Below are 25,034 nucleotides of genomic sequence, written 5' to 3'. Positions count from 1 at the left end.
TCGCTGCGCGGGCCCCGGCCTCCCCGGTGCGCCGCTGCGCGGGCCCCGGCCTCCCCGGTGCGCCGCTGCGCGGGCCCCGGCCTCCCCGGTGCGCCGCTGCGCGGGCCCCGGCCTCCCCGGTGCGCCGCGCTGCGCAGGCCCCCGCCTCCTTGGCCGGGCTGGCCCCCGCCTCCTCGGTGCGGCGTCGGGCAGGCGCCCCTACGTGAGTTGCGTCGGCAGGGGGGCCGTGTGGGTGACGGTCAGGCCCGAGACGGCTCGGGTCAGGGCCACGTACAGGCGGCGCAGGCCTGTACGTTCGTCCGGTTCGCCGTCGACCACGGCCCGGGGGTCGTCGAGGACCACGTAGTCGTACTCCAGGCCCTTGGCCAGCGAGGCCGGGACCAGGGTCAGGCGGGTCTCCCGGGTGGTCTCCTCGCCGGGGGCGAGGTGGGGGATGCCCGCCGCGGCGAGGGCCTCGGCCAGGGCGGGGACGCGGGCGTCGGCGGCGATCAGGCCCGTCGAGCCCTCGTGGCGCAGCAACTCCTCGCAGGCGGCGACCACTTCGGCGGTCCCGGAGACCGGGCGCACGTCGAAGAAGCCCGGGTTCTCACGGACCGAGGCCACCGGCGCCAGACCCGGCGCGATGTGCGGGAGGAGACGGGAGGCGTACGTGATGACGTCCGTCGGGACGCGGAAACCGGCCGTGAGTTCCTCGATCACGCCGTCCGACTTGCCGAGGTGGGCGAGCGCCTCGTCCCAACTCCGGGTCGCCCACGGGGTGGTGCCCTGCGCGAGGTCGCCGAGGACGGTCGCCGAACCGGTGCTGCAGCGGCGGCCGACGGCCCGGTACTGCATCGGGGACAGGTCCTGCGCCTCGTCCAGCACCACGTGCCCGAGCGAGTGCGTGCGCTGGACCAGGTCGGTCGCCTCGTCGATCAGCACGGCGTCTGCGGGCGCCCACCTGGCGGCCTTCACCGAACGCGCGGGCTTCACCCACCGGATCGTCTTCTGCTCGTCCTCGGTCAGGATCCCGTCCGCGTGCACGGCGAGGAACTCCGCGTCCGTGAGCAGCCGAAGGACCAGTTTCGCCGGTTCGACCGGCGGCCACACCTCCTTGACGGCCGCCTTCACCGCTGCGTTGCGGGCCACCGCGTCCTGCACCCGGTCGTCCGGCGCCTCCCCCGACCGCTCCATCTGCACCAGCACCGCGTGCGCGATGCGCTGCGGAAGGGCCTCGCGGGCGGCGCCGTAGCGGATGTCCCGGTCGAGCAACTCACGGACGATGGCCTCCAGTTCGTACGCCGGGACCCGCCAGCGGCGCGAACCGCGCACCACGACCACCGGCTCGGACGGCATCGTCACGTGCGCGTACAGAGCGCGCCGCAGCACCTCCGCCATCCGCGCGTCGCCCTTGACGACCGCCGCGGGCGCCTCGTCCGTGCCCCGCACCTCCGCGTGCCCGGCCACCAGGTCGTCCACCGTGGCCTGCTCGACCGACAGCTCGCCCAGCGCGGGCAGCACCTGCTCGATGTAGTGCAGGAAGGACTTGTTCGGCCCGATGACGAGGGTGCCGGTGCGGGCGAGCCGCTCCCGGTGGACGTAGAGGAGATAGGCGACCCGGTGCAGGCCGACCGCCGTCTTCCCGGTGCCGGGCCCGCCCTGCACACACACCGTCCCGCCCAGACCGGACCGGACGATCTCGTCCTGCTCGGGCTGGATCGTCGCCACGATGTCGCGCATCGGGCCCACGCGCGGGCGCTCGATCTCCTGCTGGAGCAGCTTGCTGGTGGCCGCCGCTTCCGAAGGGTCCGAGAGGTGCTCGTCCTCGTACGCCGTGAGGTCGCCGCCCGTGTAGCCGAAGCGGCGGCGCAGCGCGACATCCATCGGGGCCTTCTTGGACGCCCGGTAGAACGGCTGCGAGACCGGCGCACGCCAGTCGATCACCATCGGGTCGCCGCCGTGGTCGTGCACGTGCCGGCGCCCGATATAGAACTGTTCGCCTTCCGCGCCTTCCGCGCCTTCCGCCCGCTCGACGCCGGGCGCGTGCAGGTAGTCGAGCCGGCCGAAGAACAGCGGGGTGTGGCTGAGGTCGGCCAGGGCCTTGATGCGTTCGCCGATCTGGCGCTCCAGGATCTGGGCGTTCACCCAGTTCGCGGTGACGTCACTGATGTCGAGGGACTCGGCGTCCTCGCGCATGGCCCGCAGGGCGGCCCGGGAGTCGGCGAGGTGGGAGCGTTCACGGGCGAGCGGATCGTCTGCGACGGGCGTGGACGGGCTGGACAAGGCGGTGCCTCCGGAAGGACCTGCTGGAGAGATGGCTGAGTCGCTTCGCAGCTTCGGGATGCCGACCGGTTTCCGTCCGGGCGGCGGCACTCCGTGGGGAGGCGGGCAAGAGCGGAGATTGTAGGCGGGCGGGGGAGGCGAGCGCCAACGGGTTTCCGGCTAGCGCCTACGAGTCCCCGGTGAGTGACGACGAACGTCCCCGGTGAGCGCCGACCCATGTCCGCCGCGAGCGCCGACGCATGTCCGCGCCCCTGAGAAGGCACCCTCCATCCCGTAGGGGAAGCCGCACCCCAGGGGTGTACCCAGGGAGTAGGAGAAACGGGGACCTGGGGCCGATGCCCTCTTTATGCCCTGCGCGTCACCATGGAGACATGAGCGCAGCAACCATCACCCCAGTTCCGCGCCCGCCCCGCCCGGCCGGCGCCACCCCTGTCCTCGGCAGCCACCGGCACGCCTTCGGCGAGGCCCTGCGGGCCGTGCGGGTCTTCGCGGGCGCAGCCTTCGACGTCGTCATCCTCGGGGAGTACGGCGAGGAAGCCGGCGTCCGCCGCAGGTGACCGCCCGCCCCCTCCCGCACCCCGGAGGGCTCAGCTCTCCGCGAGCAGCTCGTCCGCGTCCATGATCCGGTACGCGTACCCCTGCTCGGCCAGGAAGCGCTGCCGGTGCGCGGCGAAGTCCTGGTCGATGGTGTCCCGGGCGACCACGGAGTAGAAGTGGGCCTGGTGCCCGTCCGCCTTCGGCCTGAGCACCCGCCCCAGCCGCTGGGCCTCCTCCTGCCGTGACCCGAAGGTCCCCGACACCTGGATGGCGACGGTCGCCTCGGGCAGGTCGATGGAGAAGTTCGCCACCTTCGACACCACCAGCACACTGATCTCGCCCTGCCGGAACGCCTCGAAGAGCTTCTCGCGCTGGGCGTTGCTGGTCTCCCCCTTGATCACGGGCGCGTCCAGATGCTCTCCCAGCTCGTCGAGCTGGTCGATGTACTGCCCGATGACGAGGATCTGCTGCCCGGCGAACCGCCGGACGATCGCCTCGGTCACCTTCCGCTTGGTCGCGGTCGTCGCGCAGAAGCGGTACTTCTCCTCGGCCTCGGCCGTGGCGTACGCGAGCCGCTCCGTGTCGGTGAGGTTGACCCGGACCTCGACGCAGTCCGCGGGCGCGATGTAGCCCTGCGCCTCGATCTCCTTCCAGGGCGCGTCGAACCGCTTCGGCCCGATCAGGGAGAACACGTCGGACTCCCGCCCGTCCTCCCGGACCAGCGTCGCGGTCAGCCCCAGCCGCCGCCGCGCCTGGAGGTCCGCCGTGAACTTGAAGACCGGCGCCGGCAGCAGGTGCACCTCGTCGTACAGGATCAGACCCCAGTCCCGGGAGTCGAAGAGCTCCAGGTGCGGGTAGACGCCCTTCCGCCGGGTCGTCAGCACCTGGTAGGTGGCGATGGTGACGGGCCGGATCTCCTTGCGCGTCCCGCTGTACTCGCCGATCTCCTCCTCGGTCAGCGTCGTCCGCTTGATCAGCTCGTGCTTCCACTGGCGGGCGGACACGGTGTTCGTGACGAGGATCAGGGTGGTCGACTTGGCCTGCGCCATGGACCCGGCGCCGACCAGGGTCTTCCCGGCCCCGCAGGGCAGCACCACGACACCCGACCCGCCGTGCCAGAAGTTCTCCACGGCCTGCTTCTGGTACGGCCTGAGCGCCCACCCGTCCTCGACCAGCTCGATGGCGTGCGCCTCGCCGTCGACGTATCCGGCGAGGTCCTCGGCGGGCCAGCCCAGCTTCAGCAGCGTCTGCTTGATCTGCCCCCGTTCGGAGGGGTGCACGGCGACGGTGTCCGGGTCGATGCGGGCGCCGACCAGCGGGGCGATCCGCTTCGAGCGCAGCACCTCCTCAAGGACCGGCCGGTCGGTGCTGGTCAGCACCAGCCCGTGCGTCGGATGCTTGGAGAGGGTGAGGCGGCCGTACCGGTCCATCGTCTCGGCGATGTCCACGAGCAGCGCGTGCGGCACCGGGTACCGGCTGAACTCCACCAGCGCGTCCACGACCTGCTCGGCGTCATGCCCGGCCGCCCGCGCGTTCCACAGCCCGAGCGGTGTCACCCGGTAGGTGTGGATGTGCTCCGGCGCCCGCTCCAGCTCCGCGAACGGCGCGATCGCCCGACGGCACTCGCCGGACCGCTCGTGCTCGACTTCCAGGAGCAGGGTCTTGTCCGACTGGACGATGAGGGGACCATTCACGCGCGGCAACCTTTCCGAAGGCCGAAGGCCGAGAACCGAAGGCCGGAGGCCGGAAGCCAGGAGGTCACGGCCAAACGTCCAGTGTGCCCTACCGGCCGACGATCACGTCGGGCTCGCACCGGGCCCCCGGCTCACCCCCGGCCGCCCGACGGGGGCACCCGCCGTCGTCCGCCCACGGGGCACACACGGGTCACCCGCCGGTCATCCGCCGTCGTCGGCCAGCTCCGCGACCCCCGTCACCCGGTGCAGCGGATACGTCCGTACCTCGTCCGCCGTGTGGTCGTACGCCGTGACGAAGCCGCCCTCGACACGGATCGGGGCGATGACGCGCTGGCTGGCGGAGCCCTCGGCGTTGACGTAACCGATCCACAGGGCCTCGCCGGTCATGACGGCGGCCTGCATGGTGGCGAGGGTCTCGGCGGGGCCCGTGCGGGGGAGCGCGCCGCCGGTGACGGGGACGGCGGCCGACGCCTTGAGAGGGGTCGTGGAGGCGCGGTCGCCGGCGCGGATGGCGCGGATCGCGGCGCCGAGGAGGGTCGCGTCGGGAACCGGGGGGCCGTCCGGGACCGGTTCGGGGGCGGTGCGCGGCGGGGTGCGGTGGGCGTGCGCACGGGCGATCAGCACGTCGCCCTCGGCGGACTCCGCGGCCGGCGCGAAGCCCATCGCGCGCAGGCCGTCCAGCAGCGCGGCCGGGTCGGCCTGGGTGGCCAGCACCGTGGGCGCCAGGCGGCGCAGGCGGAGACCGGCGGCGCGCTTGTCGGCGATGATCTCGTTGAGCAGGGCGTCGTCGTCGCAGCGGACGTAGGCCGAGGCCGCGCCGACCCGCAGATGACCGTGCCTGCGGGCCACGTCGTCGATCAGGTACGCGAGCGGCTGCGGAACCGGCGTACGGGAGTGCTCGGTGAGGAAGGCGTGCAGGTCGGAGGCGGACTGGCCGGAGTCGAGGGCGCGGCGCACCGAGCCGGGCGTGAAGCGGTAGACGGTCGCCCCGCCCTTCGACTCCACGTCCGCGAGCACACCCAGCATCTCGGCCAGGGGCCGCTTGAGCGGGCCCGGCGCCACCGCCGTCAGATCGGCCTGGAGCAGGACGTGGTCCAGCGGCTCGGGGAGCAGCGGGGCAAGGATACGGGCCGCCGCGGCGGAGGCGGTGGCCTGCTCGACGGGGGAGAGGGGCTCGGCGAGCGGCGGAGCGTGGAGGTGGTGGTGGGGGTGGACGGGGAGCTTGTCGCCGGGGCCCACCGGTTCGGCCCGGACACCCGTACGAGCCGCTTCCTCCCCGGCGCCGGCTCGCACCGGTTCCTCCCGCGCGACCGGCCGCGCGGGCACGCCCAGCAGGGCCCGCCCCTGCGCCGACAGCGCGCCCCGGCCGGTCACCCCCAGCAGCTCCGCCTCCGACAGCGTCCACCGGGCCAGCCGGGCCCGCAGATCGTCGTCGCGCTGCGGACCGCGCGACGGACGCTCCCAGCTGAGCCGGTCGAGGACCGAGTCCGCGGCCGGTGACGCGCCCTCCGGGAGCCCCGCGAGCAGGGTCAGCACCCGGTGCCGTACCTCCGGCGCGGCCGAGCGGTCGAGGCCCGGGCCCAGTGCCGACAGCGTGCGCTCCTTCACGTCCCGCCCGCCCACCAGCCCGGACGTCCGCGTCGCCGTCAGCCACGCCTCCGCGAGCCGCGCCCAGCGCAGGGCCGGCGGCTGCTCCAGCCACTCGTCGTGCGCCGGGGTCGCCGCGTACCGCTCGTCGGCCTCGCCGTCGGAGGCCAACAGGCCCGCCGCGTAGGCCAGTTCCACCCAGAACGCGGCGATCGGCTCGGACACGTCGAGGGCGACCGCGGTCCGCTTCAGATCCCGCACACTGAGCCCGCCCGCCCGCAGCACCGCGGGCCCGCCCTCGTGCCAGTCCTTCAGCAGCTCCTCGACGGTCGCCAGCGCGGTGTACGCCTGCCCGGCCGCCGTCGAGTCCACCACCTGCGGCCGGTGCGTGGCCACCGCCTCCACGGCCGGCGGCAGCGGCTCGGTCGCCCGGTGCGCCCGGCCGCCGCGCAGATGCAGGGCCACCTCCCGGGGCAGTACGACCGTCCCCGGCGCCGTCGGCAGCAGCAGACCCCGGTCCAGGAGCCGGCGCAGACGGTCCGCGGGATCGGCGGTGACCTGGCCGTACGGCGGCCCCCAGACCAGCCGGGCCAGCACCTCCCGCGACTCCTCCGGGAGGCCGGCGAGCAGCGCGGCCATCCGCTTGCGATGCCCGAACAGCTTGGTGAGCGCGGTCACCGCGGACACCGCGTCATGCGTCGAGGGCAGCCCGGCCGCCGTCACGATCTCCTGGATACGGCCCGGCGACATCCCCGCCGTCGCCTCCTGGACCGTCGGCCCGAGACCCGTCGGCGAGGGATGCTGCGGCGAGGGCGCCAGCAGCTCCCGGGCCGTCCGCACCAGCCGCAGCCGGTCGTCGCCGCCCCACACCAGCGCCTGCTCCCGCAGCGTCCCGAGCGCCCTCGGCAGCGCTCCGACCACCGCCGGCTCGCCCTCGTCACCGGCCAGCAGCCCCTGCAGCTCGCCGTACGACGCCGGTTCCGCCGCCACCGCCAGCGCCTCCGCGGTCTGCAACGCGAACCGGTCGAGGCGCTCCAGCGCCCGGACCACCGAGGCACGCGTGCCCGCCCGGGTGGCGAGCTGGGTGAGGTCGGTGGGGACGGGCGTGATGAGGTCCGGACGGGCGCGCAGGAGTGCGGCCAGGGAGGCGTCGTCCCGCGCGCGAAGTGCCTCGGCGAGGGAACGGGGCGGTGTGGCCTGGTCGCTCATCCGACCAACGTTAGCGGGTGGGTACGACGATGAGGGGGTGCGCGCGTCGCCCCGGGCGCCCCGGGCCATGGCGGGCGCGCCCCGCCGGGGCCGTCAGCGGTAACGTCTGTCACCACGAGGAATGTCCAATGCGCCGACCCCGGAGGGGACTTCGTGGGTATCGAGAGCGACCAGGTCGTCTACGAGTATCTGAGCCGGGTCGGAGACGTGGCCCAGCAGCGGCAACTGCCGTCGGCCACGCGGATGCGGCTGGTGTCCCAGCTGCGGAACGAGATCGACCGCCGCCGCGCGAAGGCCGTCGTCGACAGTCCCGCCGCGGTCCGCCGCATCGTCGAGCGGCTGGGCAGCCCCGACGAGGTCGTCCGCGCCGCGGGCGGCCCCGACGACACCCCGCGGACGCCACCGGCCCACGTGCCCGTGCAGCGGGACGCGACACCGGAGAAGAGCGACGGCGACGGCGGCGGTCTTTCGAAGGGGCTGCGGCGGGTCGTACCGCGTCCGCGCCCGGACCGGGCGGCCCCCGGCCCTGCGGTCCCCACCGACGTGCCCGCCCCGCCGGACCCGGCGGGCCCGCACGACATCGGGGAGCGCGCGCCGCGGCAGGACTGGTGGCGGGTGGACAACAGCCCGTTCGGCGCGGGGGCAGGGGCGGGAGCGGGCACGGGGACGGGTGCGGGCCCGGGCACGGGTCTGGACGACAGCGTGCCCGGCTTCGTCGGCGGTGTGGAGCTCCCGGAGCTGCTCAAGCCCCCGCCGCCGCAGGAGGACCCGGCGGCGGTCGAGCAGGAGACCGCCGCACCGAGCCCCGAGCCCGTGGTGGCGAAGAAGACCGGGCCGCTCGGGAGGATGGGGCGGATCGGGCGGCTGGTCCGGCTCGGGAAGACCCCGCCGCCCGCGCCGGTGGTCGTCGAGGTCCCCGTCGCCCGCCGCCGCCTCCGGATATCGGGCGGCGGCGGAGGAGGCTGGAGCAACCCCCTCCTCCTGCTCGCCGCGGCCCTCCTGGTCGCCGGTGCGGTGCTCGGCAACTGGATCGTCCTCGTCCTGGGCTGGGCCATCGCCTACGCCTCCCGGCGGCTCACCGACGCCGAGACGAAGTGGGCGGTCGTGATCCTGCCCGGCCTCTCCCTCACGGCCGGTGCCGTATGGCTGTGGGGGCGGACCGCGGGCCGCTGGGGCGACCCCGTCGCCGAGGGACACCTGAGCGACGCGATGGCGCAGACCTGGCCGTGGGTGGTGCGGGGTGCGGCCGTCACCTCGGCACTCTTCCTGGTGTGGCGGTCGCAGCGGCGACGGTAGGGCCTGTGTCGGATCACACCCGCTCGGCGACTTGGCCGCCGTACGGGCTGGGCACAATGGCCCATATGGCCCCTACACGCTTCCCCGCACCGACCGTCGGCTTCGACCTCGACATGACCCTCATCGACTCCCGGCCCGGCATCCGCGCCTGCTACCTGGCGCTGGCCGAGCGGACGGGCACCCACATCGACGCCGACCTCGCCGTCACCCGGCTCGGTCCGCCGCTCGCCGACGAGCTGATCAACTGGTTCCCGGCGGAGCGGATCGAGGCCATGGCCGACCTCTACCGCTCGATGTACCCGGCCATCGCCATCGCCCCGACGCCCGCGCTGCCCGGCGCCCGCGAGGCGATCACCGCGGTGCGGGCGGCCGGCGGACGCGCGATCGTCGTCACCGCCAAGCACGAGCCCAACGCCAAGCTGCACCTGGCCCACCTGGGCATCGAACCGGATGCGGTCATCGGCAACCTGTGGGCGGAGCAGAAGGCGGACGCGCTGCGCGAGCACGGCGCGAGCGTCTACGTCGGCGACCACGTCGGGGATGTGCGCGGCGCCCGCAAGGCCGACTCGCTGTCCGTCGCGGTGGCCACCGGCCCGTGCGACCGGGACGAGCTGGACGAGGCCGGCGCGGACGTCGTCCTCACCGACCTCACCGAGTTCCCGGCCTGGCTCTCGGCCTGGACCGAGGCCCAGGGGCCCTACCCCCCGGCCCGCGCCTGACGGCGTCCCGCCGCGATCGACCGGAGCACCCCCGCACCGGCCAGCAGGAATCCGACGCCCATGAACATGCTCAGGCCGAACATGTACGTCGGAAAGGGAGTCGTACCGAGCAGCATCGGGGCCACCGTGACCAGAGTGGCCACGGCGCCGATGAAGAACACGAGGACACCGGCGCGGATCAGTCGGTCACCGGGCTCGGCGGAATTCGTTTGGGTTTTGTCACGCACCGGACCAGGGTAGTTCCCTGCGGCGAGGAACAACCGGGCGACGTCTTGTCACCGGCTTGCAGACCACTAGCCTTGGTACCGGCGGGTCCCGACGACCCGCCCCAGTGCTATCAAGACCCGTTTCCATAAGCAGTTTTCCGACGAGTACGAGGACGAGGACAGACGTGCCTACCGGCAAGGTCAAGTGGTTCAACAGTGAGAAGGGCTTCGGCTTTCTCTCCCGCGACGACGGCGGTGACGTCTTCGTCCATTCCTCGGTCCTCCCCGCCGGAGTCGAGACGCTCAAGCCGGGTCAGCGGGTGGAGTTCGGTGTCGTCGCCGGACAGCGCGGCGACCAGGCCCTTTCGGTCACCGTTCTCGATCCGACCCCCTCGGTCGCGGCCGCGACCCGTAAGAAGCCGGACGAACTGGCCTCCATCGTCCAGGATCTGACGACTCTTCTCGAAAACATCACGCCGATGCTCGAAAGGGGCCGTTACCCCGACAAGGCCGCCGGCGGGAAGATCGCCGGACTGCTCCGCGCGGTCGCCGACCAACTCGACGTATAACCACGCACTCAGGGGAAATCCAGCACACCCGCGCCGAGGGGCGACACCAGCCCCTCGGCCGCCGCGCGGGCTCCGCCCGTCGGCTGTTCTCAGGGAAATGCGAGGGCGTTCGGCCCCAGTGCGGGCAGGAGTCCTTCGGCCGCCGCGCGCGTGAGCAGACCGCGGATCGCCGCGTAGCCGTCCTCGCCGAGGTCGGCGGTGAATTCGTTGACGTACAGCCCGATGTGCTGGTCGGCCACGGCCGGATCCATTTCCTGGGCGTGTTCCATGACGTACGGGCGGGAAACCTCGGGGTCGTCCCACGCGGCGCGTACGGAGGTCCGGATCGAGTCGGCGAGCAGCGTCAGGGTGTCCGCGCCCAGCGACCGCTTCGCGATGATCGCGCCCAGCGGGATCGGCAGCCCGGTCGTTGACTCCCAGTGCTCGCCCATGTCCGCGAGCTTGTGCAGCCCGTAGTTCCGGTAGGTGAAGCGTGCCTCGTGGATGACGAGCCCCGCGTCGACCTTCCCGTCCCGCACGGCGGGCATGATCTCGTGGAACGGCATCACCACGATCTCGCCGACCCCGCCGGGCATCGTGTCGGCGGCCCACAGCCGGAACAGCAGGTACGCCGTCGACCTCTCGCTCGGCACGGCGACCGTACGGCCCGTGAGGTCCGTGCCGGGCTCGCGCGTGAGCACCAGCGGCCCGCAGCCCCGCCCCAGCGCGCCCCCGCAGGGCAGCAGGGCGTACTCGTCGAGGACGTACGGCAGCACGGCGTACGACACCTTCAGCACGTCGAACTCGCCGCGCTCGGCCATGCCGTTGGTGATGTCGATGTCCGCGAACGTCACGTCCAGCGGGGGCGCGCCCGGCACCCGGCCGTGGGCGAGCGCGTCGAAGGTGAACGTGTCGTTCGGGCAGGGGGAGTAGGCGATGTGCAGGTGGTCAGGGTGCTCAGTCGTCGTCATGCCTGTTCCAACTCTCCAGTACGGGCAGGAGCTTCCCGAAACCCGCCGTCAGGGCCGCGAGCGCGTCGCCGATGCGCCAGGCGGCACGCTCGCGCGGACCGACCGGGTTGGAGACGGCCCGCAGTTCCAGCACGGGCACGCCGTGCGCGCCGGCCGCCTCGGCGACGCCGAAGCCCTCCATGGCCTCCGCGAGCGCCTGGGGGTGCCGGGTGCGCAGCGCGGTGGCCCGGGCGGCCGTTCCGGTCACCGTGGACACGGTGAGGACCGTGCCGGGGCGCGCCCCGGTCGCCGACACGGCAGCTCGTACGAGTGACCTGGGCGGGAGGTGGGTGACGGTCCCGAAGCCCAGCTCGGTCACCGGCAGGAATCCGTCGGCCGTCTCGGCGCCCAGGTCGGCCGCGGTGATCGCGTCGGCGACGACCAGCGAGCCGACCGGTGCCTCCGGCTGGAATCCGCCGGCGATGCCCGCCGAGACGACGAGGCCGTAGGGGGTGCCGTCGAGCGCCGCCGCGGTGAGCGCGGCGGCCGTGGAGGCGGCGGCGAGGGCGGGGCCGACACCGGCGGCGAGCAGGTCGTACCCGCCGGGCAGGCGGTGCAGGACCGCGCCCGGGAGCGGCACTTCACGCCCGGCCCCCGTGAACGCGCGTGCCACCGCGTCCCGTTCGGCCGGGACGGCGGTGGCTACGAGAACGCGCACCGGCACCGGCACGGGCTCGGGTACGGACGAGGGCCTGGGCATCGGTGGGGGCGGACCGGTCGTCCGCTCAGCTGTCCGCGTTCTTCAGCTTGAAGTTCCAGACGCCCTTGTACACCTTGCTGGCCGTGCCCGCCTTGTCCTGCTCGACGATGCTGATGTTCAGCTCCTTCGGCGCGGCCTGCCCCTGCTGGTCGGCGAAGAGGTCGACGCCCGCGAAGGAGTAGTACGTCTTCTTGTAGACGTTGGTGACCTGCTGGCCGTTGATCCACAGGGCCCAGCCCGTGTCGGCGACCTCGGGGTCGACACCGATGCGCAGTGTCTCGCTCTGCGGCACCTCGATGGAGTGTGACGCCTTCTTCTGGGCGCACTTGGTGGCCTCCGGCTGGCCGATGTTCTTGCCATCGTCGTAGCAGGCGGCCTCGGCGCTCACCGAGTTCTTGCCGACCGTCACGGTGGCGCGCGGAGTCGGCTTGTCACAGGCCGACAGGACGAGCAGCCCGGCGGAAACGGCACCGGCGACAGCGACAGCGCGGCGGCGTCGCACAACGGATTGCAGCGTGGTCATGGCGGAAGGCTATCGGGCACGCCCACCGCTCCCGCTACGCGGGGTACGGCGGCGTGCCGTGCGCCGTACCGTGCGCCGTGCGATGTCCACGCCGGGAACGCCCCGGGTGGCTGCCACTCCGGGCGGCTGTCACTCCACCCTCGCCCGGGCCGGGCCGCCGTGCCGGGCCGAGCCCAGCAGGCCCTTGACGGTGGCCAGCCAGCCGACGGCGACGATCGCGCCGCCCACGAACAGCCCCAGCGTGCCGTTCAGGGGCATCACGATGCCCACCGCGCCGCCGAACACCCAGGACACCTGGAGGATCGTCTCCGAGCGCGCGAACGCCGACGTACGCACCTGTTCCGGCACGTCCCGCTGGATCAGCGCATCCAGGGACAGCTTGGCGAGGGCCTGCGAGAACCCGGCGACCGCCGCCAGACAGGCCACCAGGAACGCGCCGAAGAAGATCGCCGCCGTCATCGCCGCACCCACCACACAGGCCACCACCGTCACGATGATGATCTCCGGGGCCCTCGACCGCAGCCACGCCCCGACCGCCGTACCGAGCGCGTTGCCGGTGCCCGCCGCCGCGACGACTATCCCCAGCGACACCGCCGCGCTCTCCCCGGTCAGCGGATGCTCCCGCAGCAGGAACGCCAGGAAGAAGATCAGGAAGCCGGACAGGCAGCGCAGCCCCGCGTTGGCGCCCAGGGCATGGGTGACGCCGATGCCGACCGTGCGCAGCCCCGGCCGCTTGACCGGCTTGAGGTGCGGGCCGTGCAGATGCGCCTCGTCCGCTGCCAGCAGCGCGGTGTCCTCGCCCTTGGCCGAGTCGACCTTCGGCGGCAGCGTGAACGACAGGAACGTGCCCGCCACGAAGATCACGAAGGCGCCGTACAGCGGATAGCGGGGTCCGATGGCCTGGAGCCCCGCCCCGATGGGCGCGGCGATACCGGTCGCGAGGAGCCCGCCCAGGGTGACCCGGGAGTTCGCCTTCACCAGGGAGATCTTGGGTGGCAGCAGGCGGGGCACCACGGCGCTTCTGACGATGCCGTACGCCTTCGAGGCGACCAGCACGCCCAGCGCCGCCGGATACAGCTCCAGGCTGCCGCTGGCGACCGCCCCGGAGAGGATCAGCGCGAGGAGCGCCCGGGCCAGCATCGCGCCCGCCATGGCGGCCCGGCGGCCGTGCGGGAGACGGTCGAGGAGCGGGCCGATCACCGGGGCGAGGACCGTGAAGGGCGCCATCGTGATGGCGAGGTAGAGCGCGACACGCCCCCGGGCCTCGTCCGTCGGTACCGAGAAGAACACGGTGGAGGCCAGCGCGACCGTGATCATCACATCGCCGGCGCCGTTCACACCGTGCAGTTCGATCAGTTTTCCCAGGCCGGACTCGCCGGCCCCGTGCGCGTGTGTCGCCTTGCGGATACCGCGTGCGGGACCCGTCACGGGCAGGTGCAGGGCACGGCCGACGGCCCGGAGCGGCCCGCCCGTCCGGCCGGCCCCGCCACCTCGACTGCTTCCCTTGATCTCCTTGCTGCCCTTGATCCCTTTGGACATCCCTTTGGACCCACCGATCCCGGTGGCACCTTGGGGCGATTTCGCGGCTGCCACCCCGCAATAGTGCCCCGAGAATGCGGTGTGTAGTGCGGTTGGCGCACGTATGGCGGCGCACATCGACGAGGGATCCGCCCCCGATCCGCCAGTGAAACGCCACGGATCGACGACGGATCGACGACGGCTCGGGGACGGATCCCCGGCGGATCCGCGGCAGATCCGTCGTCGATCCATGGCGGATCGGGGACGGATTGAGGACGGTTCTGCAAGCGAACAGACCCGTCGGTGTAGGCCAAGCGCACGCGAACAGGTAGCGTGCGTATCTCAGCCATCCCGCAGAATGGATGGACAGGTGCGCCCGAGTGCGAGCGGGCGCGGACGTTGACGCGGTCCCCGGGTCCGCTCCGTCCGCCCCTTCGCCGACAGGCAGACGCACCAGAGAGACGGCGTAGGAGAGAAGCGATACCTGTGAGCGCAGCGACCACGCGAAGCCGGACCCCCGACCGCCTGTGTGCGGAGGCCGTCGACCTCGCCCGCGCCGCCGCCGAGGAGGCCGCCGCACCCGGAGTGGTGGGCGAGCACTCGGGGCTGGTGTCCGAGGGCGACCGTGTCGTCACCCACTACTTCGAGTGCAAGGAGCTCGGCTACCGGGGCTGGCGCTGGGCCGTCACGGTCGCCCGCGCCTCCCGCGCCAAGTTCGTCACCCTGGACGAGGTGGTCCTGCTGCCGGGCCAGGATGCCCTCCTGGCACCCGAGTGGGTGCCGTGGAGCGAGCGCCTGCGCCCCGGTGACATGGGCCCCGGCGACCTGCTCCCCACCGATGCCGAGGACCTCCGTCTGGAGCCCGGCTACTCCGGCGAGGACGAGCCCCTGCCGAGTTCGCCCCTCTCCGAGGAGATGGCCGAACTCGCCGAGGCCGAGGACGCCGAGGTCACCTCCGGCGCCCCCGAGACGCTCCCCGTGGTCCCCGCACGCGGCTCCATCGCCTCGGTCGCCGAGGAACTGGGCATGCGCCGGGCGCGCGTCCTGTCCCGCTACGGCCTGCACATCGCGGCCGACCGCTGGGAGGAGTCGTACGGCTCGGCCACTCCCATGGCCCAGGCCGCGCCCGCGCCCTGCGTCAGCTGCGGTTTCCTCGTCGCGGTCGGCGGCTCCCTCGGCCAGGCCTTCGGTATCTGCGCCAACGAGTTCGCCCCGGCCGACGGCCGCCTCGTCTCCCTCTCCTACGGCTGCGGCGGCCACTCCGAGGCCGCGATCATGCCGACCCCGCCGCGCCCGGCCCCACCGGTGATCGACGAGACGACGGTCGACCCGTTCCCCCTGCGCCCGGCCCGGGACTCGGGGTCCGTCCCGGAGGTCTCCGACGAGGACGCGGCGGAGCTGGGGCACTCGTAAGTTGCCGGGTGCGGTCGGGTGCGGGTGTGCGCGGGCTGCTTCCCTGCCCCCCCCGTTTCCAGCTCAACCGCGCACTGCCGTCATGGCTTCGTCCAGGATGACGCTCAGCTCCCGCAGGGCTTCCTCAGCGGTGACAGGATCCCCGTGTTCCAGCTTGCTCTGCCCGTGGGCAAGGCGAGTGCTCATCGTGCCTTCCTGAGGGCGCTCAGGGCTTGGGAAGCTGGGGCTCTTGCTTGTCCTTCTCCCCGTAGCGCGGGAGGCCGGCGGTCGAGATCGTCCAGTTGCCGATGGTGACGTCCTCCCCATACACGAAGTCCTTGCGGGTGGCATAGCGCGGGCCTTCGGGGGTGGAGTGGATGTCGGTGAGGACGGCACCGGTGCTGGTGCGGGGGTCGAAGATCGCGTAGACCGGGATCCCGATCAGCGGGTAATCGCGCATCTTCGTGACCCAGTCGTTCTCGGGGTTGGACTTGGAGACCACTTCGATGGCGGCGATGACGGTACGGGGGTCGATGGAGCCCTCGACGTTCAGGTCGGTCCACGCGATCACCATGACGTCGGGGTGACGCATGATGCCTTCTGGTTCGTCCTCCACGTCGGGCGTGCCGTTGTGGGCCAGCAGATCGTCCGGCATGGACTTCTCCAGACGGCGACTGATGTGCGCTGCCGTCGCTTCGTGAGGTCCTCCCGGCGACATCATGTCGTGCACGATCCCTTCCTTGGTGAGCTCGAATTTGCCGGGGAGGGTGTCGTCCATCGACTGAACGAAGTCCCGCATGGTCCGGTACAGGTGGGAGGCGCCGTGTCGCGCGTCGTCCGGGGCGATGGTCATGGCGCTCGCTCCTCGTCGTCTGTGCCCGGGGGCAAGGATCGTCACGTTCATGCTAGGCGGCCTCCAGGAGCTCGGATCGGCAGTCGCGGCAGCGGCCGGGTTCGGGTGCGCGGAAGGCGTGGTCGCAGCCGTCGCAGTTCTGGAGGGGGTGGTGGACGGTCGGCGGTGGGGTGGGGGCGCGGAACGGGGGTGGGGGTGGTAGTTGGGCGGTGGGCGAGGAGTGCGGCGGGGCGGCGTGGGCCCTCGGGTGGGAGGTCAGCGGTGAGGGCTTGGCGTACGGCGGTGGGGGTGACGTCGCGTTCCAGCCAGGCGGCGACGCCGGGGGCGAGGTGGGCGGTGTCGCAGGTGGAGAGGAGGAGGCGGGGGGCGTGGCGGCGGAGGTCGGCCAGGAGGTCGGTGGCGGTCTGGAGGAGGGCGGGGGCGGGGTATGCGGGGCTCGGGACGGCGGGGAGGGGTTTGCGGGGTGCCCGTTTCTTCGGGGTTGGGTGTGAGGGGCGTACGACGGGCTCGTGATCGTCGGACTCGCGGTGGCGGCCGGGCTGGTTGCAGGAGATCGTGCGGGTGATGATGCGGCCGCCGGGGACGCGTTCGCGTTCGCGGCGGAGGTAGCCGTGGGCCTCCAGTTCGCGCAGGGCTGCGGCGATACGGGTGGTGCCCTCGGGGAAGCGGGCGGCGAGGGTCTTGATGTCGGCGAGGGCGCCCGTGGGGAGGGACTGGATGTAGACGGCCAGCCCGATGGCGAGACCCGACAGCTCCGGGTGCTGGGCGAGGTGGTTGCCGATCACCGTGAAGCGGGTGGTGTGGCGGGTGTTGTCGTGGATGACGCCGGAGTGCGGGCGCCTGCGGGGGTGGTTCTTGCCCGGGATCCGGGACTGGGCGCGCGGGGGCGCGCTAGGGTTTTGGATATCCATCGGGAAGCGATCTCTTCCATCCATCGGGAAGCGATTTCTTCCCTGGTGGTCAGGCCCTCGCACTGGGATGCCAGTCCCTGCGAGGGCCGTCGTATGTCCGGGTCTGTGTGTTGAGCCGAGAGTAGGGCAGGCAACCGGGCTCGAATCCAGCCGAGTTGGTGATGTTCACTCGCCCGAGTGAGTTTGCGGGTTGGCGACGACGACCTCGGCGGGAGGGAGGGGTGGGGCTTGGTGGGGTGCTTTCACCGTCGTGGTCCTTTAGGGGAAGGCGCCACTCGCACCGGAGCTCACGTTTCTGAACCCCGGTGCGGGTGCAGGTGCCGGTACGAGGTTCAGTTCCGCCCATACCGTCTTGCGTGGGCGGGGCCCCCGTGCGGTGCCCCAGCGGTCGGCGAGTGCCTCGACGAGGACGAGACCCCGGCCGGACTCGGCGTCGGCGTCGGGGACTTGGGGCCGGGGCTCGCGGTCGCCGCAGGTGTCCGTCACCTCGATGCGCAGGGTGTCCGCGACGACGTAGAGCGTGAGCCGGAAGTCCCTGCCGGGGACGCGGCTGTGCGTGGCCGCGTTGGCGGCGAGTTCGGCGACGATCTGGCGGGCCGGGTCCAGCGGGAGTTCCCAGGCGCGGAGTTGCTCGGTCGCGAGGAGACGGGCGAGGCGGGCGCCGCGTGGGGTGGGGGAGAGCTGGACGCTGAAGTTGCGGACGGGGTGGGTGGGTTGGATGCCCTGGGCCTCGGAGGCGGCTGGGGTGACGGAGGTGCCTGGGGCGACGGTTTCCTGATTCACGTCACTCAGCGTGGCGACACGTACGTACCGTGAACAGTGACGGCGTCGATACGTACGGTGACTGTCCGGACGTTGTCCGGTCGTGTCCGGCAGGTCCGGAACGGTCGTACGGGTAGGTGGCGTTGAGGCGCGACGGTACGACGGAGGGGCGGGCATGTCGGGTGACGGCGAGGTACGACGACTCAAGAGCGAGGCGGACGAGCCGGGGTGGGAGGTGGACCCGGACGACGACTGGGGTGTGGCGGTGATCGCGACCGTCGGGCGCCAACTGAAGCTGCGGCGGGAGGCGGTGGGGATGCGGGCCGCGCAGTTCGGTGAGGGGGTCGGGTACGGCGAGGACATGGTCTACAAGATCGAGAGCGGGAAGCGGATTCCCCAACCCGACTACCTGGACAAGGCGGACGAGGTACTCGGGGCGGACGGTCTGATCTCCGCGATGAAGGAGGACGTCAAGAAGGTCCGGTACCCGAAGAAGGTGCGGGACCTGGCGCAGCTGGAGGCGAAGGCGGTCGAGCTTCAGCTCTACGACCCGCTGAACATCCACGGGCTGCTGCAGACACCGGAGTACGCCCGCGCGCTGCTCCTGATGCGGCGACCCGCGTACAGCGGGGACGAGGTGGAGCGGTTCATCGCGGCGCGGGTGGCCCGTAAGGCCGTCTTCGAGCGGGATCCGGCGCCTGAGGTCAGTTTCGTACTGGAGGAGTGGACACTTCGGCGTCCACTCGGCGGGAGGGCGGTGCTGCGCCACCAGTTGGAGCATCTCCTTGAGGCGGCGCGGTTGCGGAACGTCGAGCTTCAGGTGATGCCGATGGAGCGCGAGGAGCATGCCGGCCTGGCCGGTGGGATCGAGGTGCTGAAGTTCATCGACGGCTCGGCGGTGGGGCGTTCGCCCGCCGTGGCCAACGGCCGGCCGGTCGCCGAGCCCCGGCAACTCCGTATCCTTGAACTGCGCTATGGCATCATCCGGGCTCAGGCCCTCACTCCTCGTGAGTCCATGGCCTTCATCGAACGACTGCTGGGGGAAAGATGATCAGCGACACCTCGGCCGGGAACGCCTCCGACCTGACGTGGTTCAAGAGCAGCTACAGCAGCAGCAGCGAGGGCGACTCCTGCGTCGAGATCGCCAACGCCCCCGGCACGGTCCACATCCGCGACTCCAAGCACGACACCGAGGGCCCTCGGTTCGCGGTCACTGCGGCTGCTTGGGCGGAGTTCGTGGGATACGCGTCGGAGGCTGGAGTCTGACGGTAGTCGTCAGCTCAACTGGCCGTCACGCAGGACGGAAAGGGCGGTGACGCGCGGTTCGGACTTCGGGTCCACTCGGCCCGCACCCTTCTCGTCCGGCAGCGCGGACAACTCGGCCAGGGCAGCCGTCGGTGACAAACCCCGGTCGTGCGCGGAGCTCAGACGCTCCAGCCAGACCAACCCGGCTCGGTACGTCACGTCGTCGCCGACGTCTCGCGGTTCGAAGCTCGCTGCTTTGTCGGGGTCGGAGGCCCATAGGTAGCCGAGCACGTCACCACCCTCGTCTTGAACGGGTACGTACCGGATACCTCCCTCTGCTGTGCGCCGGTATCCGATCCGCCCGAAACCGGGAGCATGCGTGAAGACGTCATACCGGGTGGGCACCTCGAAGCTGCCCCAGACATCCGACGCGGTGCCATCGGCGGAGAAGAAGTTCTCGGCACCCGTCTCGGTCGGCTTTGCGAAGTAGGTCGGATCATCTGGATCCGTTTCCGACTCCAGGGCGTCGGAGAGGCCGCGCAGCACCGAGGACAGCCGAGGAGCGTTCGCCGCGTACACCTCGGGCTGGGGCCGCCCCTTCAGGTCGTACGGCAGCCACACATCAGTGTGTGTCAGCAGGTCGACCGTGACGAAGTCGGCGAACGACGAGGCTCCCAGCAGGAACAGCCGACCCTGCCGAACTTCCCCTCCATCGGCATCGACTACGACCATGCCGGAGCACTCGACAAGCGCGTCCACCGAGCCGATCTCGCCGGCGCGCAGTCCAACCCTGACCTGGTCGGCCATCGTCGCGACAGCCACTGCGGCCTTGTCCGGCGCCAGGGCGCCGGGCTCGACGGTGAGTGTCCCCTTGAACAGAGCACTGTTCGACTTGCCGGCTTCGGTGACAGAGACATGAACAAGGTGCGCGTCGACCGCCAATCGATGAGCGGTCAGGACTTGAAACGCAGCCAGCAGGTCATGTAGGCAGCAGGCCAGGGCGTCAGCCGTCTCGTCATCCCGGCCCCAAGCCCAGCGGGCGACAGGGGTAGAGGCAATCACAGCGCTCCCTCCGGGGTGAACGTACCGCCACGAGGAACGAAGAACATTCCATCCGGGCAGCGGACGACGAACTGCACGTCCTTGCCCTCGTAATCCGACTCCAGCCGGTCCAGATCACCCGTGAACTGCGGTATCTCCCCCGGATCGAGCACCCCGCCCACACCCCCACCACTCCCACCCACCACCGACTCGATCAGCTGTATCAATCGGCGCATTGCGTTCGCAATGGGGATCTGGCCAAAGGCGCTGTGTCCTACGTAGGGAACTCGCCGCACCAGTTGCGGCTCAGGAGGGTCGCGGGGAGGTAGTCGGACTCGACCTCGATGGGGATGCCGGCGTCGTGGGCGATGCAGGCGATGGCGAGGGGGGCGAGGGCGACGAGGCCGGTGATCATCTCGGCTCGGCTCTCCTCGGTCCAGTACTCCTTGTGCCACTGGAGGGCGTTGGTGAGCGCGCGGTTGAAACCGGCCGTGTCCTTGCGGACGAAGCGGTGGAACATCTCCATCGGCGGATACAGCAGCTTGCCCACCGTCTCAGGGTCGGCGACGGCGTTCGGCTCGGTGGCATCGACCGCGGCGACGAGCTTCGGGCCGAGGTCGGGGCCGCCGAGCCAGTAGGTCTGGAGGGTGTCGATCCAGGCGTAGTGGTATTCCTCGAAGCGTGCGCCGTTCTCTCGGAGCACGGACAGGGGAACGTGGCACAGGGCGGTGATTCTGTCCCTCTCCCGGCACACGACGGCGAGGTAGAAGGCGCTGATCCAGGAGCCCGGGGTCACGTACCACTGCGGGCCGGTGGCCTGAAGTGTGCGGTCCTTGTGCGCGATGCGGCACTGCACGTGGTCTTCGGTCGTGGTCGCGGCGGCGAACACGGCGGAGCCGACCTGCATCGCGTTCACCCAGGCGTCCCACGTGGGGAAGATCGACGCCCGGGGGTCCATCAGGCAGTGTGCCTCGGCCAGGGTGAGCGTGGTGCTCAGGGCGTCGCCGAGATCGGTGGAGTCGGCCTCCAGGTCATCGATCAGTTCCTGCGCGTTCTCCTGGAGCACGGCGAGGCCCTCTTCCGCGTTCCCCGTGGGAAAGGGGTGTCGGGGTACGGCAGTCCCGGAGCCCGGCGGAACGCGACCTGGCCGACTCACGTGGGGAACTCGCCGAGCCAGCCTCGTTCCAGGAGGTGCTTGGGCAGGTAGTCCGATTCGACCTCGATGGTGGTGCCGCCGTCGAAGGCGAGGCATGCGATGGCCAGGAGGCCGAGGGCGACCATGCCCGACGGGTCGTCGGTCCGGTCCTCGTCCGCCGTCCAGTAGGCCTTGTGGAGTTCGACCGCTTCCGTCAGGGACTGGGTGAAGCCCGGTGCGTCCTGGCGGAGGAAGCGGTAGAAGAGGTTGATCGGCGGATACAGGATGTTCTGCAGCAGGTCGCGAGGGGCGACCCGTGCCACGTCGGGGTGTGAGCCCTGGAGCGCGGCGGTCAACTCTTCGACCAGGCCGGGCCGTTGCAGCCAGTAGGCCTGGAGCGCGGCCACCCAGTGATAGACGTACTCGTCGAATTCCCCTTCCGGGGAGCGAAGCCGCTCCAGCGGAACCTGGGACAGCTCGGTCAGGCGCTTCTGGTCGCGGCAGATCACCGCCAGGTAGAAGGCGGTGAGCCAGTTCCCGGCGTCGGCGTAGGGGCGGGGGCCGATGGCAGGGAGGGTGCGGACTTCGTGGGCGATGCGGGTTGTGACGGCGCCTTCCGCGGTGCCCGTCACGGCGAACAGCGTGGAGTAGACCTGCATGGCGGTCACGACTGCTTCCCAGGTCTCGATCCTGGCCCCCCGCGGGTCGACGGCGGACCGGGCTTGGAGATGCAGCACAACGGTGCTGAGAGCCATGTCCAGCGAGTCGGGAGACCGCTCGATCCTCTGCACCGACTTCGACACGCTTCGTCCGAGGCGCTCCGCATATCCTTCGTCGTCGGGACCGGGTGAACTGTGACGCGAGATCGTGATGCTCACGGAGTGCTCCTGGTGGATATGTCGAACTGCCTCGTGCGGTAGCCAGCGTACTCACCGGCGTTTCTCTCACCCTTGACGACGATGTAGTCCAGTTTGCCTGCATCCAGGGCATCCGTCAGTTTCTCCGCCAGCTCCGCCTCTGCCGGATTCTTCTTTCCTCGCTTCTCCATCTCGCGGATGATGTCGAGGAAATACTCCCTGGTCCCCTGCGAGACCCGCTTTCCGCTCGGGAGATTGCGGGCGCCCAGCTCCGTGTCGACGCTGCTCTTGGCCTCGACAACGACGTAGCCGCTGTCCTCGCGTTTCCACACCTGGTCGAACTGGTCGTTGCCGTTGAGGGGGCCGTCAAGGGGTTCCCGCGTCGCGCCTGGGTAGCGCTCGGGAATGACGTGGTGCTCGGCCACCGCCTCGCCGTACGCCTCTGCGGAATCGCGCATCCGAACATGCGATTCCCTGTATGCGGCGTTGCTCTCGAACTTCTCCGCTTCCGTCTCCCACGTTCGGTGCTGCTCGTGGGCCTGCCTGGCATCCTGCTTCCAGTTGTCCATGGCCGTGTCATGGTGGGCGGCGAAATGTCGTTCCTCCGCGGCCTCGTCCAGCTTCGCGGTCGCTTCAGGGGTCGCGCCCTTGGGACCGACCTTGTCCCAGTCGCCGAGATAGCGGGGCTTGAGCGGTGGCGGCGCGTCGTGGACCGCGGTCCAGGGGTCGTTGGGCGACGCACGGGTCAGCTGGGGTGGCGTCGTCCCGGTCTCGTCGAAGAGTTCCAGGCTCTTTCGATTGCCATTGGACTTGTAGAACTCTTCAAAATAACCGGGTTCGTGATTGGCGCGGCGGATCTGCTCGTCCATGATCTCGCGCTGACGCGCGGCACCGTCGGCATGTTGTCCGCCGTTGTTCCCCGGCTCGTGACCTTCCGGGTGCTGTCCCGGCGTCGACTCGTCACCGCCACGGACGGCGTCGTCGCCGAGCCCGCCCGTGTCGCCGAGCGCGTCGTCTCCCGCTCGGCCGAGGTCGTCCAGGCCGCCGCTGCCGTGCGGTATTTCGGGGCCGCCGTGACCGGGCAGGGCGCCCGTGCCGCTGCCTCCGGGCACGTCGTGGCGGCCCGCGCCGGGACCGCTTCTGCCGAGGTCGTCGGCGGCGCCTCCGGGCAGGTGGTTGCCGGCTCCGGCGCCGGGGACCGTGTTGCCGGGGGTTCCGCCCGGACTGTGGGTGTCCAGGCTGTTGGTCGGCATGTTGTCGCCCACCCCGCCGCCAGGCGTGTGGCCCGCCGTGCCGCCCGGGGTGGTGTCCGTGTGGCCCGCGGGTACGTCGTCGCCGACGCGGCCGACGTCTCCGAGGTTGTCGCCGACGTCGCTGCCCAGGCGGATGTGCTGGCCGGCCCCTTCGGCGGTGTGGGCGCCCGCTCCGACGAGGGCGGGTTCGCGGGCGGGGGAGTCCACGCGGGGGACGTCCGCGCCGTCGGCCGGGTTGCCCGAGGCGGGGCGGTCGACGACGTCGGCGGGGGCGTTGTCGACGTTGTCGACGACGTTGCCGTTGCCGTCGAGGAGGTTGCCGTTCCCGTCCATGTACTGGGCGGGGGAGCCGTCCACGCTGGGGAGTTTGGTGGTGCCCGGGGGCAGGACCGGGGTGTTGTCGGGGAGTTTGACGTTTCCGTCGGGCAGCCGGGTGGCGCCCTCGGGGAGTGCCGTGCCCTCGGGCAGGTTCACCGTGCCGTCGGGCAGCTTGATGCCGCCCTCGGGCAGCGTGAACGCGTTCTCCGGGAGGGTGGGGATGTCGATCGCGCCGACGCCCTTGAGGCCCTTGGCGATGTCGCCGATCTTCGACAGGCCCGCGCCCGCGCCCTTGGCGATGTACGTCATCGGGTCGATGACCTTGCCCGCCTTGCCGGCGACCGAGAGGACCTTCGCGACCGCGCCGGCCTTGCCCGCGCCCGCCACGCCCGCGCCCGCGCCGCCGGTGAAGACGGTGGTCAGGACGTTGAAGGTGACCGCACCGGCCGCGCGGCCGGGGTTCTTGCCCCACTCGTCCCAGGCGACCAGCGCCTTGCCGGTCTCCTTCATCGCGGTGCGTGAATCACGGATCCAGGAGGGGAGTTTGTCGTCGGGGAGGAGCCAGAACGCCGTTCCCACACCCGGGATCGAGGCGATGGCCAGGCCGGTGGCGAGCTGCGCGAGGCCCTTCCAGGCCTGGCCCATCGCCTCCCAGCCGCCGAAGCCGACCAGGGTGCCCAGGCCCTTGATGGTGCCCCAGATGCCGTCGACGATCAGGCCGTCCCACACGAAGGACTTGACCCAGTGGCCGACCTCGTACCAGTGGTGCTTCTCCTCGACCGGGTCGCCCCAGGGGAGTTTGGCGTTCTTCATGTCGTCGGCGTTGAAGCCGTACTGGTCCGCGCGCTCGGAGCCGTCTCCGGCCACCATCTGGGTGCCGCCCCAGATCGCGGTGATCTTGTTGTGGCAGGTGCGTTCCGCCGCCCAGAACGCGGCGACCGTCGCGGTGATGTCGTCGCGGATCCGGTTGTGTTTGTCGACCTTGTCCTCGTCGTACTCCCACTCGTCGTCGTCCTTGACCGACGACACGAACGAGGCGGCATCCACCTTCAGCTGCTTCAGCTTGTCCACGAGGGGACGGATTTCGGTGGCGTACGTCGACAGGGCGCCGGACACCGTCTCCAGGTTGTCCCCGAAGGTGTCGGCGCGGTCCTTGACCGGCTTGGTCGTCGCGAAGAGCTTCTCCGCCTCCGGAGCCGTGTAGTACGCGGACAGGCCCTGGAACTGCGAGTCCACGTCCTGGCCGGTCTTCCGGACATGCCCCGCGTCCTTCTTCAGGTCCGCGTGGTCGGTCTCCAGCTGCGCCAAGTTACCCGTGAACTGCGGTATCTCCCCCGGTGTGAGCACGCTGCCCCTCGCCCCCCGTTACTCCCAGACATCGTCGACTCGATCATCTGTATCAATTGACGCATTGCACCCGCAATGCGGTTCCGGGCCAAACCTTGTCACTTCTCAGAG

At 71.3% G+C, this 25,034-nt stretch carries 23 protein-coding genes and 1 pseudogene; 7 read left to right on the top strand and 17 right to left on the bottom strand.

Annotation, left to right across the window (positions count from 1 at the left end):
* Positions 1-198: 198 nt before the first annotated feature.
* Positions 199-2,262 carry a HelD family protein gene (locus tag ACZ5VD_RS20175; RefSeq protein ID WP_468682846.1) on the bottom strand — a complete coding sequence of 688 codons (2,064 nt, stop codon included), beginning with the start codon at positions 2,260-2,262 and terminating at the stop codon, positions 199-201.
* A gap of 371 nt (positions 2,263-2,633) precedes the next feature.
* On the opposite strand from ACZ5VD_RS20175, the gene ACZ5VD_RS20170 reads away from it, so the two are divergent.
* A complete protein-coding gene (locus tag ACZ5VD_RS20170; protein WP_468549161.1) occupies positions 2,634-2,819 on the top strand; it encodes a hypothetical protein in 186 nt (61 codons plus the stop codon).
* A 30-nt stretch (positions 2,820-2,849) separates the two neighbouring features.
* On the opposite strand, the gene ACZ5VD_RS20165 is transcribed toward ACZ5VD_RS20170, so the two are convergent.
* Positions 2,850-4,493: a DNA repair helicase XPB gene (locus ACZ5VD_RS20165; protein ID WP_468682845.1), complete on the bottom strand. Its 1,644-nt coding sequence runs from the start codon at positions 4,491-4,493 to the stop codon at positions 2,850-2,852.
* Positions 4,494-4,694: 201 nt separating this feature from the next.
* Entirely contained in the window at positions 4,695-7,289 is a 2,595-nt protein-coding gene (locus tag ACZ5VD_RS20160; RefSeq protein ID WP_468682844.1) for a helicase-associated domain-containing protein, read from the bottom strand.
* Positions 7,290-7,442: 153 nt separating this feature from the next.
* Between ACZ5VD_RS20160 and ACZ5VD_RS20155 the strand changes: the two genes are divergently transcribed.
* Positions 7,443-8,585: a hypothetical protein gene (locus ACZ5VD_RS20155; protein WP_468682843.1), complete on the top strand. Its 1,143-nt coding sequence runs from the start codon at positions 7,443-7,445 to the stop codon at positions 8,583-8,585.
* A 65-nt stretch (positions 8,586-8,650) separates the two neighbouring features.
* Positions 8,651-9,304, top strand: a complete 654-nt coding sequence (locus tag ACZ5VD_RS20150) for an HAD family hydrolase (protein ID WP_468682842.1) — start codon at positions 8,651-8,653, stop codon at positions 9,302-9,304.
* Here the strand turns inward: ACZ5VD_RS20150 and ACZ5VD_RS20145 are convergent.
* Positions 9,283-9,531: a hypothetical protein gene (locus tag ACZ5VD_RS20145; protein ID WP_468549156.1), complete on the bottom strand. Its 249-nt coding sequence runs from the start codon at positions 9,529-9,531 to the stop codon at positions 9,283-9,285. The two genes, ACZ5VD_RS20150 and ACZ5VD_RS20145, sit on opposite strands and share 22 nt — an antisense overlap.
* 164 nt (positions 9,532-9,695) lie before the next feature.
* Here ACZ5VD_RS20145 and ACZ5VD_RS20140 point away from each other — a divergent pair, with 164 nt between their 5' ends.
* On the top strand, positions 9,696-10,079 hold the full coding sequence (locus ACZ5VD_RS20140; protein ID WP_308293238.1) for a cold-shock protein: 384 nt from the start codon (positions 9,696-9,698) through the stop codon (positions 10,077-10,079).
* An 89-nt stretch (positions 10,080-10,168) separates the two neighbouring features.
* Here the strand turns inward: ACZ5VD_RS20140 and ACZ5VD_RS20135 are convergent, their stop codons facing one another.
* The 4 genes from ACZ5VD_RS20135 to ACZ5VD_RS20120 form a co-directional block, all read right to left on the bottom strand.
* A complete protein-coding gene (locus ACZ5VD_RS20135) occupies positions 10,169-11,029 on the bottom strand; it encodes a 1,4-dihydroxy-6-naphthoate synthase (RefSeq protein WP_468682841.1) in 861 nt (286 codons plus the stop codon).
* A complete protein-coding gene (locus ACZ5VD_RS20130; protein ID WP_468549154.1) occupies positions 11,016-11,768 on the bottom strand; it encodes a futalosine hydrolase in 753 nt (250 codons plus the stop codon). The genes ACZ5VD_RS20135 and ACZ5VD_RS20130 overlap by 14 nt, the downstream gene beginning before the upstream one ends.
* A 25-nt stretch (positions 11,769-11,793) precedes the next feature.
* Entirely contained in the window at positions 11,794-12,291 is a 498-nt protein-coding gene (locus ACZ5VD_RS20125; protein ID WP_468549153.1) for a hypothetical protein, read from the bottom strand.
* Between the two features lie 129 nt (positions 12,292-12,420).
* Positions 12,421-13,884, bottom strand: coding sequence for an MFS transporter (locus ACZ5VD_RS20120; RefSeq protein WP_468549152.1), 1,464 nt, complete (start codon positions 13,882-13,884; stop codon positions 12,421-12,423).
* 411 nt (positions 13,885-14,295) lie between these two features.
* On the opposite strand from ACZ5VD_RS20120, the gene ACZ5VD_RS20115 reads away from it, so the two are divergent.
* On the top strand, positions 14,296-15,222 hold the full coding sequence (locus ACZ5VD_RS20115; protein ID WP_468549151.1) for a DUF3027 domain-containing protein: 927 nt from the start codon (positions 14,296-14,298) through the stop codon (positions 15,220-15,222).
* A gap of 63 nt (positions 15,223-15,285) precedes the next feature.
* Here the strand turns inward: ACZ5VD_RS20115 and ACZ5VD_RS20110 are convergent, their stop codons facing one another.
* The 4 genes and pseudogenes from ACZ5VD_RS20110 to ACZ5VD_RS20095 all read right to left on the bottom strand — a co-directional run bounded on the left by ACZ5VD_RS20110 (position 15,286) and on the right by ACZ5VD_RS20095 (position 17,748).
* Entirely contained in the window at positions 15,286-15,408 is a 123-nt protein-coding gene (locus ACZ5VD_RS20110; RefSeq protein WP_468682840.1) for a hypothetical protein, read from the bottom strand.
* Positions 15,409-15,427: 19 nt separating this feature from the next.
* Positions 15,428-16,054 carry a Uma2 family endonuclease gene (locus ACZ5VD_RS20105; protein ID WP_468682839.1) on the bottom strand — a complete coding sequence of 209 codons (627 nt, stop codon included), beginning with the start codon at positions 16,052-16,054 and terminating at the stop codon, positions 15,428-15,430.
* Between the two features lie 52 nt (positions 16,055-16,106).
* A pseudogene (locus tag ACZ5VD_RS20100) lies at positions 16,107-16,965 on the bottom strand (helix-turn-helix domain-containing protein).
* A 258-nt stretch (positions 16,966-17,223) separates the two neighbouring features.
* Positions 17,224-17,748, bottom strand: a complete 525-nt coding sequence (locus ACZ5VD_RS20095; protein ID WP_468682838.1) for an ATP-binding protein — start codon at positions 17,746-17,748, stop codon at positions 17,224-17,226.
* 154 nt (positions 17,749-17,902) lie between these two features.
* Here ACZ5VD_RS20095 and ACZ5VD_RS20090 point away from each other — a divergent pair, with 154 nt between their 5' ends.
* Positions 17,903-18,778, top strand: coding sequence for a helix-turn-helix domain-containing protein (locus ACZ5VD_RS20090; RefSeq protein WP_468682837.1), 876 nt, complete (start codon positions 17,903-17,905; stop codon positions 18,776-18,778).
* A complete protein-coding gene (locus ACZ5VD_RS20085) occupies positions 18,775-18,993 on the top strand; it encodes a DUF397 domain-containing protein (protein WP_468682836.1) in 219 nt (72 codons plus the stop codon). Before ACZ5VD_RS20090 ends, ACZ5VD_RS20085 begins: the two co-directional genes overlap by 4 nt.
* 9 nt (positions 18,994-19,002) lie before the next feature.
* Here ACZ5VD_RS20085 and ACZ5VD_RS20080 read toward each other — a convergent pair whose 3' ends face one another.
* The 5 genes from ACZ5VD_RS20080 to ACZ5VD_RS20060 form a co-directional block, all read right to left on the bottom strand.
* Entirely contained in the window at positions 19,003-20,034 is a 1,032-nt protein-coding gene (locus ACZ5VD_RS20080) for a hypothetical protein (protein WP_468682835.1), read from the bottom strand.
* The gene (locus ACZ5VD_RS20075; protein ID WP_468549144.1) at positions 20,031-20,249 is read right to left on the bottom strand and encodes a hypothetical protein; all 219 of its coding nucleotides are present in this window, start codon (positions 20,247-20,249) and stop codon (positions 20,031-20,033) included. The genes ACZ5VD_RS20080 and ACZ5VD_RS20075 overlap by 4 nt, the downstream gene beginning before the upstream one ends.
* Positions 20,250-20,287: 38 nt before the next feature.
* Positions 20,288-21,079 carry an immunity 49 family protein gene (locus ACZ5VD_RS20070; RefSeq protein WP_468549143.1) on the bottom strand — a complete coding sequence of 264 codons (792 nt, stop codon included), beginning with the start codon at positions 21,077-21,079 and terminating at the stop codon, positions 20,288-20,290.
* Positions 21,080-21,165: 86 nt separating this feature from the next.
* A complete protein-coding gene (locus ACZ5VD_RS20065; protein ID WP_468549142.1) occupies positions 21,166-22,026 on the bottom strand; it encodes an immunity 49 family protein in 861 nt (286 codons plus the stop codon).
* Positions 22,023-24,923, bottom strand: coding sequence for a hypothetical protein (locus tag ACZ5VD_RS20060; protein ID WP_468682834.1), 2,901 nt, complete (start codon positions 24,921-24,923; stop codon positions 22,023-22,025). Before ACZ5VD_RS20060 ends, ACZ5VD_RS20065 begins: the two co-directional genes overlap by 4 nt.
* Positions 24,924-25,034: the final 111 nt, after the last annotated feature.

Source organism: Streptomyces sp. NPDC032822 (assembly GCF_055578825.1).
The sequence above is the reverse complement of the archived record's forward strand: the minus strand, read 5'-3'. Positions and strand labels throughout refer to the sequence as shown.